The 8,408-nt window shown below is 63.5% G+C and carries 6 protein-coding genes and 1 pseudogene; 6 read left to right on the forward strand and 1 reads right to left on the reverse strand.

What is annotated here, in order from left to right:
- Positions 1 to 115: 115 nt before the first annotated feature.
- Positions 116 to 811, reverse strand: a complete 696-nt coding sequence (locus tag WS68_RS23690) for an IS6 family transposase (RefSeq protein WP_156429534.1) — start codon at positions 809 to 811, stop codon at positions 116 to 118.
- Between the two features lie 415 nt (positions 812 to 1,226).
- Here WS68_RS23690 and WS68_RS23695 point away from each other — a divergent pair, with 415 nt between their 5' ends.
- The 6 genes and pseudogenes from WS68_RS23695 to WS68_RS23720 all read left to right on the forward strand — a co-directional run bounded on the left by WS68_RS23695 (position 1,227) and on the right by WS68_RS23720 (position 8,293).
- Complete coding sequence (locus WS68_RS23695) at positions 1,227 to 1,469, forward strand: hypothetical protein (protein ID WP_059573170.1); 243 nt, start codon at positions 1,227 to 1,229, stop codon at positions 1,467 to 1,469.
- Between the two features lie 41 nt (positions 1,470 to 1,510).
- Complete coding sequence (locus WS68_RS23700) at positions 1,511 to 1,744, forward strand: hypothetical protein (protein WP_059573171.1); 234 nt, start codon at positions 1,511 to 1,513, stop codon at positions 1,742 to 1,744.
- A gap of 607 nt (positions 1,745 to 2,351) precedes the next feature.
- Entirely contained in the window at positions 2,352 to 3,614 is a 1,263-nt protein-coding gene (locus tag WS68_RS23705) for an HlyD family secretion protein (RefSeq protein ID WP_059573172.1), read from the forward strand.
- 14 nt (positions 3,615 to 3,628) lie between these two features.
- Positions 3,629 to 5,878: pseudogene (locus tag WS68_RS23710) on the forward strand (peptidase domain-containing ABC transporter); the annotation flags it as partial.
- 176 nt (positions 5,879 to 6,054) lie between these two features.
- Positions 6,055 to 7,503: a TolC family protein gene (locus WS68_RS23715; protein ID WP_442857186.1), complete on the forward strand. Its 1,449-nt coding sequence runs from the start codon at positions 6,055 to 6,057 to the stop codon at positions 7,501 to 7,503.
- A 94-nt stretch (positions 7,504 to 7,597) separates the two neighbouring features.
- On the forward strand, positions 7,598 to 8,293 hold the full coding sequence (locus WS68_RS23720) for an IS6 family transposase (RefSeq protein WP_156429534.1): 696 nt from the start codon (positions 7,598 to 7,600) through the stop codon (positions 8,291 to 8,293).
- Positions 8,294 to 8,408: the final 115 nt, after the last annotated feature.

Here is an 8,408-nt window from a genome sequence, read left to right on the forward strand (position 1 = left end):
GGTGGACTCCTTGCTGTTCGCGGCGCGCATTGCCGCTACGGGCTACGCCCTTCGCGCCAATGCGCGCCAGCATGAAAAACCAACCACTGTCAGATTTAGTCTAGTCCACCGCACTTTACATCACCAAGGCGTAGAATGGCTGACCCACGCAAAGCGGCACGTCACGGTGTCTCTGCAACTGCCCTTTTCGGATCATGTGCATGATCTCGATGCCAGAAAGAATAATGCGCGCGCAGCGAAAATCCTTGAAGCCCAGCATCGGTCTGACGATCCGCTTGATCGCCCGATGATCCTGCTCGACAATGTTGTTCAGATACTTGCACTGCCGGATCTTGATGGGCGTCTCACGCTCAGCGTTGATCGCATGAAGTGCTGAAAGATTGGCCCCGCTTTTATCGACGGTGACCGTCTCCGGCGCACCGTTCTGGTCAATCGCTTTCTCGAAGTAGCGTTGGGCGGCTGCCCTGTCACGACGGGCCCGGAACAGGAAATCGACCGTGTTGCCGTCCTTGTCCACCGCCCGGTACAGGTACTTCCACTGGCCGCGCAACCTGATATACGTCTCGTCCATCCGCCAGCTTCCGCCCACCGGGCGTTTGCGCTGGCGGAACGCCTTTTCGAACAACGGCACCAGCTTGATGACCCACCGGTGCACCGTCGAGTGATCGACTTCCATGCCGTGGTCGGCCATCATCTCTTCGAGATTGCGCAGGCTCAGCGAGTACGCCACATACCACCGCACGCACAGCAGGATGATGTCGAGCGGGAAATGCAGCCGCTTTAGCACTTTCGCGACGCCCGGTGCCAGCATCTTGCGTGAAATCCGCTCTTTCTTCACCGGGCTGTCTGACAAATTTTTCATCCGCAAATCTTACCCTATCGCGCTATCGCGACAGAACCTCCGATGATGGGTTCGACCGGCATTGTCACGTCCGCTTACCGAACAAGTTGACAATACCCAACTGAGTACGCTACCGAACTTTCTCCACCGGTAACCTTTGCTAATTTTCGTCCGGCAAATTCGCAACCGGACAATCGATCCGGACTGAGCACGCGTTGCGTACTTGCTCTCTGCTTGAAGCAACACGCATCGACATGATCCGGATTCGCCGGGACGATAAATTCAGGATAGCGAACAATATCTAGAATTGATTTGTGCAGTGCAAAGGCACGGCAGATCGATACCCTGCCAGATGGGCCATCTGGCAATCGTTAGGAGAAGGGCAATGCAAGAACTTAGTCTGCAGGAAATCGATCTGGTTGGCGGCGCGCAAGTTGGCGGTGGTCTGGTCGGCGCCCTCACGGGTCTGGTTGGCGTGTACGGCCAAGGCCTGTACAACATCGGTTCGACCATCACGGACCAACTGGCTGGCGGCCTCGTCGGCGCGATCCAGATCGTCGGCAACCTGCCGGTTCAACTGGTCGAAAACGTTGGGTCGGCCTTCTTCAACGGCCTCTTCAAGTCTTAAGCCACACCCCCTTAGCCACACTATCTTTAGGAAAAACGATCATGCAAGAAATCAATCAGCAAGAAATCGATATGGTTGGCGGCGGTCTCTGGAATCCGCTGGTTGCTATTCCGACCGCTCTGGTTCTCGGCGCTCAACAGGCAATCGGCACGGTTGGCGCAGCCGCGCTCAACTTCGGCGTGAATCTGACGGACACGGTCGGCGGCCTGCTCGACGGCCTGGTCAATGACATCGTCGGCATCGTCTCCGGCACGGGCAAGGTCATCACGGGCTAATCCGCCACCCGATACAACGACCGACCAGGCATCGACGGCAAACCGCCGGATGCGTGCCTGGAGCGGTCGAGCGATGCGCGTGCCCGTCTCAGGGCGGGCACGCGCCAGTGCAATATCCGCTGGGCCGGTCGCCCGACGCGGCATGCATCGCGTCACCGACATCACCGTTCATCCGATTTCCCGGATGCTCGATCGATTATCGACTGATTCGAATGTTAAACAGGGAAAAACACCGCTAATAATCGTCAAAACGTAGGCCGGCGCGCTTTCCCGTTTCGGTTTGCTCCGATAGATTCCAAATCAATGTTGTGCAATCTCGCACAGCGTCTGCCCATTACCGCGATCTTTGCGGATCTACGCGATGTGAGTTCGGAGCGCTAAATTTTAAGCGCCCTATCGTCATGGCATCGTTCGCCGACACACCTAGACATGCAACAGGCCACTCGAGCGAAAACCAGGGCTGTACGGCACGACAACCGTGCTACAGGCGCGGCGAGCGCAGGGTCGCGGCAGTGACGAAGCAACCCGACGCCACCGCAATACGCCGGCCGAACGCCACGCACGGAACCGGCGACGTGCTCCCTACGCTACTTTCGGCTGTCCATCCATGACGCCCAACACACCACTCTTTCGCACCGCCGCGCAGGAAGCCCAGCGCACGCAGACCCTCGGCGAGATCGTCCTGATCCGGCCGGTGTCGTTCGTCCTGCTCACGGCGGCCGCCGTCTGCATGGCGTTCGTCGTGATCCTGTTCTTCGTGTTCGGCAGCTACACGCGCCGCACCACCGTCGAAGGCGTGCTCACGCCCGACAGCGGCCTCGTGAAGCTCTACGCGAAGCAGCCCGGCGTCGTACTCAGCAAGCATGTCGTCGAAGGCCAGAGCGTGACGCGCGGCCAGGCGCTCTACACGATCTCGACCGACCTGCAGAGCGCCGTCGCCGGCGACACCCAGGCCGCCCTCATCGGCCAGGCGCAGCAGCGCAAGGCGTCGCTGCAGCAGGAAATGGCCAAGACGCGCCAGTTGCAGGGCGACGAACGCGATACCCTGCAGGCCAAGATCGCCAGCCTGCGCACCCAGCTTGCCGGCATCGACGATCAGCTCGCCGCTCAGCGCACCCGCACCTCGCTCGCCGCCGATGCGTCCGCGCGCTACGCGAGCCTGCTCGCGAAGGATTACATCTCGACGGACCAGGCCCAGCAGCGCGAAGCCGACCTGCTCGATCAGCGCTCCAAGCTCAACAGCCTGCAGCGCGACCGCGCCAGCACCGCCCAGTTGCTGAAGGAAGCCTCCAACGATCTCGCCGGCCTGTCGCTCAAGCAGCAGAACCAGCTGTCGCAGATCGACCGCAGCGTGATCGACGTCGATCAGAGCCTGATCGAGAGCGAAGCGAAGCGCGAGCTGGTGATCGCCGCGCCGGAGACCGGCACCGCCACCGCCGTGATCGCCGAGCCGGGCCAGATGGCCGACACCACCCACCCGCTCGCCAGCATCGTGCCGACGAATGCGCATTGGCAGGCGTACCTGTTCGTGCCGAGCGCCGCGGTCGGTTTCATCCACGTCGGCGATCCGGTGCTGATCCGCTATCAGGCTTATCCGTACCAGAAGTTCGGCCAGTACGAGGCGAGCGTCGTGTCGATCGCCCGCACCGCGCTGTCACCCTCGGAACTCGCCACCAGCGGCGGGCCCACCGGCAACGAAGGCACCTACTACCGGATCACCGTCGCGCTGAAATCCCAGCACGTGACCGCCTACGGCAAGCCGCAGCCGCTGCAGGCCGGCATGGCCCTGCAGGCGGACGTCCTGCAGGAACGCCGCCGCCTGTACGAATGGGTGCTCGAACCTCTTTACAGCCTCACCGGCAAACTCTGACGCGGCGCCTACTCATGTCCCTTCTGGATCGCCTTTCATTCGGCATCGGCAACAAGCTTCCGGTGACCCTGCAGACCGAAGCCGCGGAGTGCGGCCTCGCGTGCCTCGCGATGGTCGCGGGCTATCACGGACATCACATCGATCTGGCGTCGTTGCGCGGCCAGTTTCCGGTATCGCTGAAGGGCGTCGGCCTGGGCCGCGTGATCGAGGTCGCGCAGCGCCTCGATCTCGGCACCCGCGCGCTCAAGCTCGATCTCGACCATCTCTCCCAGTTGCGCGTGCCGTGCATCCTGCACTGGAATTTCAACCACTTCGTGGTGTTGCGCGAAGTGAACGGCAAGACCGTGACGATCCACGATCCGGCGCAGGGTGTCCGCAAACTCACCTTCGACGAGGTGTCGGACGCGTTCACCGGCGTCGCGCTGGAGCTGTGGCCCGCGAGCGGTTTCAAGCCGCGCGAGGCGTCGCCCACCGTCAAGCTGCGCGCGCTGCTCGGGCCGGTCACCGGGCTGTCGCGCTCGCTCGGGCAGATCCTGCTGCTCGCGATCGCGCTGGAGGTGTTCACGCTGGCGTCGCCGTTCTTCCTGCAATGGGTGATCGACGAGGTGATCGTCAGCGCCGACCGCGATCTGCTGACGGTGCTCGCGCTCGGTTTCGGGCTGCTGCTGCTGATGCAGCAGGCGACCAGCGCGATCCGCGCGTGGGCGCTGATGTACTTCGGCACGACGCTCAACGTGCAGTGGCGCGCCAACGTGTTCACGCATCTGCTGAGCCTGCCGGTGCAGTACTTCGAGCGCCGCCACCTGGGCGACGTCGTGTCGCGCTTCGGCGCGGTCGACACGATCCAGCAGACGCTCACGACCTCGTTCCTGAGCGCGGTGATCGACGGGCTGATGACGATCGTCACGCTCGCGATGATGTTCATCTACAGCTGGAAGCTGGGGTTGATCGCGCTCGGCACGATGCTGCTCTACGCGCTGCTGCGCGCGCTCTGGTACTTGCCGCTACGGCGGGCGACCGAAGAGCAGATCGTCCACACCGCCAAGCAGCAGAGCCACTTCCTCGAAACGGTTCGCGGCGTGAAGACGATCAAGCTCTTCAACCGGCAGAACGAGCGGCGCTCGGGCTGGCTCACGCTACTGGTCGAGCAGATCAACGCGGGCCTGCACGTGCAGAAGCTGCAGCTGCTGTACCAGCAGCTGAACGGCTTGCTGTTCGGCCTCGAAGGGCTGGTGATCATCTGGCTGGGCGCGCGTCTCGTGATGGACGGCCAGTTCACGGTCGGCGTGCTGATGGCGTTCAATGCGTACAAGGGGCAGTTCGACAGCCGGGTGGGCAGCCTGATCGACAAGTTCTTCGAGGTCAAGATGCTGCAGCTGCAGGGCGAGCGTCTGGCCGACATCGTGTTCGCCAAGCCCGAACCCGACGCCAGCCTGCGGCAGGTGCCGGGCGAAAGCGACAACCTGGTCGCCAGCATCGAAACCGAGCAGCTCGCGTTCCGCTACGCCGACGGCGAGCCGCTCGTGCTGGACGGCGTATCGATGAAGATCGAGCCGGGCGAATCGGTCGCGATCGTCGGCCCGTCGGGCTGCGGCAAGACCACGCTGATCAACGTGCTGCTCGGGGTGCTCGCGCCGTCGGGCGGCACGATCCGCATCGGCGGCGTCGACGTCGAACGGCTCGGCCTGGACCGGCTGCGCACGCTGGTGGGTACCGTGCTGCAGGACGATGTGCTGTTCGCGGGATCGATCGCCGACAACATCAGCTTCTTCGATTCGCAGGCCGACCCGCTCTGGGTGGCGCAATGCGCGCAGCTGGCGGCCGTGCATGCGGACATCGTCGCGATGCCGATGGGCTACAACACGCTGGTGGGGGACATGGGCACGGTGCTGTCGGGCGGCCAGAAGCAGCGGGTGCTGCTTGCGCGGGCGCTTTACAAGCGGCCGAAGATCCTGGTGCTGGACGAGGCGACGAGCCATCTCGACGTGCAGCGCGAACAGCAGGTGAATGCCGCTGTCAGCGCGCTGCAGATGACGCGCCTGATCGTCGCGCACCGGCCGGAGACGATCGCGTCGGCATCGCGCGTGGTCGTGCTGAACGGCGGCAAGATCGTGCTCGACCGGCCGACGTCGGCGCTCTCGGTGAATGGGGCGGCGCCGGGTCAAGCGGCGCAGGCTCCGACTCCGGCGGCGGCCGCGCAAGCGGCGCCTGCTCAGCCCGCCTCGGCACCGGCCGCCGGGGCGACGCAACATGCGCCCGGACAACAACCCGCATCCGCGCAAGCCGCGCTCGGAGACGGACAAGCCGCACCGGCGCAAAGCGCTTCAGCGCAGCCCGCGCCTTCGGCTCCGGCACCCACCGCGCCGGCCTCGTCAGCGCCCTCGCCGGCGGTCCCCCCCACCTCCGAGGCCGCCGAGCGCGAGCCCGCCGCCGGACGGTGATGCCGATGGTCCGCACCCGTCTGATCGCCGCCTGCGCGGCCGCGCTGCTCGGCGCGCCGCCCGCCGGCGCGCAGTTGCTCGACGTCTACCGCACGCACACACTGGTCTCCGACACCCCGGCCGCGCCGATGCTGAAGAACGCATCCTGCGTGGCGGAGGTGGTCGATCGCCCGATCGAACTGGAGGATGCGATCCTGCAGGCAGTCTGCGCGAATCCGCAGACGCGGCAGGCGTGGGCGAACGCCCGCGCGCAGGCCGCCGCCGTCGGGGTCAGCGAAGCCGCCTATCTGCCCACGCTCAATGCGACGGGAGGGTATGAACGGGATACGCAGCGGATAACCTACGACGTTCCGAATTACGGCTCGTACACGGCGCCAACCCAGCGCACGTCCAGCAAGTACGGGATGCTGAACCTGAGCTGGGTGCTGTTCGATTTCGGCAAGCGTAGTGCCGCGCTGCGTCAGGCACGCCAGCTTCTTGCCGCCGCCAATGCCACACAGGATGACGCGTTGCAGACCGTGTTCTTCAACGCGGCGCAAGCCTTTTACGCGGTGCGCGATGCGCAGGCGTCGGTCGATGCGGCACGGCAATCGGAAAACATCGCGAAGGAAAGCCTTGCCGAAGCCAGCGCAAAGCATGGCGCTGGAGCGGGTACGCTGAGCGACCAGCTACAGGCACAGACGACCTACCGCCGTGCGTTGCTCGATCGCGTGAGCGCCGAGGGCGACGAGCGTTCGGCAGCCGGCACACTCGCCGCCGCGATGGGACTCGACGCGAACACGCCAGTACGAATCGCCGCATCCGAGCCAACGGCAGACGATACGCAATTCTCCGAAGGGGTCGATCAGTTGATCGACGAAGCGAAAGCGCGGCAACCGAAACTGGTGGCCGCCCGCGCGAAACTGGAAGCAGCGCGTGCCAATGTCGACGTCGCGCGCGCCCAGGGCCGTCCGACCATCTCGCTGATGGGCAGCCTTAGCCAGAATAATCCGTCGTACCAGCAACAGCCTCTCTCATACGGATCTCCGCCGCTGAAAACCAGCCGAGGCAGCACCATCGGCATCCAGGTAACGATCCCGCTGTTCGAAGGCTTCGCCTCCGGCTATCGCACCGCGCAAGCGCAAGCACAGGCCGACGCACAGGAAGCGGATGTGCAGAACACCGAGCTGCAGGTATCGCTCGACGTGTGGAAGAGCTATCAGAGCCTGCAGACCGACACCGCGAACCTGGGCAATTCGAAGGATCTGCTCACCGATGCGCAGCACTCGCTCGAAATCGCGCGCGGACGTTACAAGGCGGGGGTCGGCACCTTCACCGAACTGCTGAACGCGCAGACGGCGCTGACCGATGCGCAGAAGCAGCGCGTGCTGGCCGTCTCGAAGTGGCGCACCGCCCGGCTCAAGCTCGCGGCGAGCCTCGGCAATCTGGGGTTGTGGGAAGGGAATTAATGGAGGGTTCTGTCGCGATAGCGCGATAGGGTAAGATTTGCGGATGAAAAATTTGTCAGACAGCCCGGTGAAGAAAGAGCGGATTTCACGCAAGATGCTGGCACCGGGCGTCGCGAAAGTGCTAAAGCGGCTGCATTTCCCGCTCGACATCATCCTGCTGTGCGTGCGGTGGTATGTGGCGTACTCGCTGAGCCTGCGCAATCTCGAAGAGATGATGGCCGACCACGGCATGGAAGTCGATCACTCGACGGTGCACCGGTGGGTCATCAAGCTGGTGCCGTTGTTCGAAAAGGCGTTCCGCCAGCGCAAACGCCCGGTGGGCGGAAGCTGGCGGATGGACGAGACGTATATCAGGTTGCGCGGCCAGTGGAAGTACCTGTACCGGGCGGTGGACAAGGACGGCAACACGGTCGATTTCCTGTTCCGGGCCCGTCGTGACAGGGCAGCCGCCCAACGCTACTTCGAGAAAGCGATTGACCAGAACGGTGCGCCGGAGACGGTCACCGTCGATAAAAGCGGGGCCAATCTTTCAGCACTTCATGCGATCAACGCTGAGCGTGAGACGCCCATCAAGATCCGGCAGTGCAAGTATCTGAACAACATTGTCGAGCAGGATCATCGGGCGATCAAGCGGATCGTCAGACCGATGCTGGGCTTCAAGGATTTTCGCTGCGCGCGCATTATTCTTTCTGGCATCGAGATCATGCACATGATCCGAAAAGGGCAGTTGCAGAGACACCGTGACGTGCCGCTTTGCGTGGGTCAGCCATTCTACGCCTTGGTGATGTAAAGTGCGGTGGACTAGACTAAATCTGACAGTGGTTGGTTTTTCATGCTGGCGCGCATTGGCGCGAAGGGCGTAGCCCGTAGCGGCAATGCGCGCCGCGAACAGCAAGGAGTCCATT

This window comes from Burkholderia sp. TSV86 (assembly GCF_001522865.1).
Classification (GTDB): Bacteria; Pseudomonadota; Gammaproteobacteria; order Burkholderiales; family Burkholderiaceae; genus Burkholderia.

Coding starts and splice junctions, on each gene's coding strand:
- WS68_RS23690 (WP_156429534.1), bottom strand. CDS start 811: ATGCTGGCACCGGGCGTCGCGAAAGTGCTAAAGCGGCTGCATTTCCCG.
- WS68_RS23695 (WP_059573170.1), top strand. CDS start 1,227: ATGCAAGAACTTAGTCTGCAGGAAATCGATCTGGTTGGCGGCGCGCAA.
- WS68_RS23700 (WP_059573171.1), top strand. CDS start 1,511: ATGCAAGAAATCAATCAGCAAGAAATCGATATGGTTGGCGGCGGTCTC.
- WS68_RS23705 (WP_059573172.1), top strand. CDS start 2,352: ATGACGCCCAACACACCACTCTTTCGCACCGCCGCGCAGGAAGCCCAG.
- WS68_RS23715 (WP_442857186.1), top strand. CDS start 6,055: ATGCCGATGGTCCGCACCCGTCTGATCGCCGCCTGCGCGGCCGCGCTG.
- WS68_RS23720 (WP_156429534.1), top strand. CDS start 7,598: ATGCTGGCACCGGGCGTCGCGAAAGTGCTAAAGCGGCTGCATTTCCCG.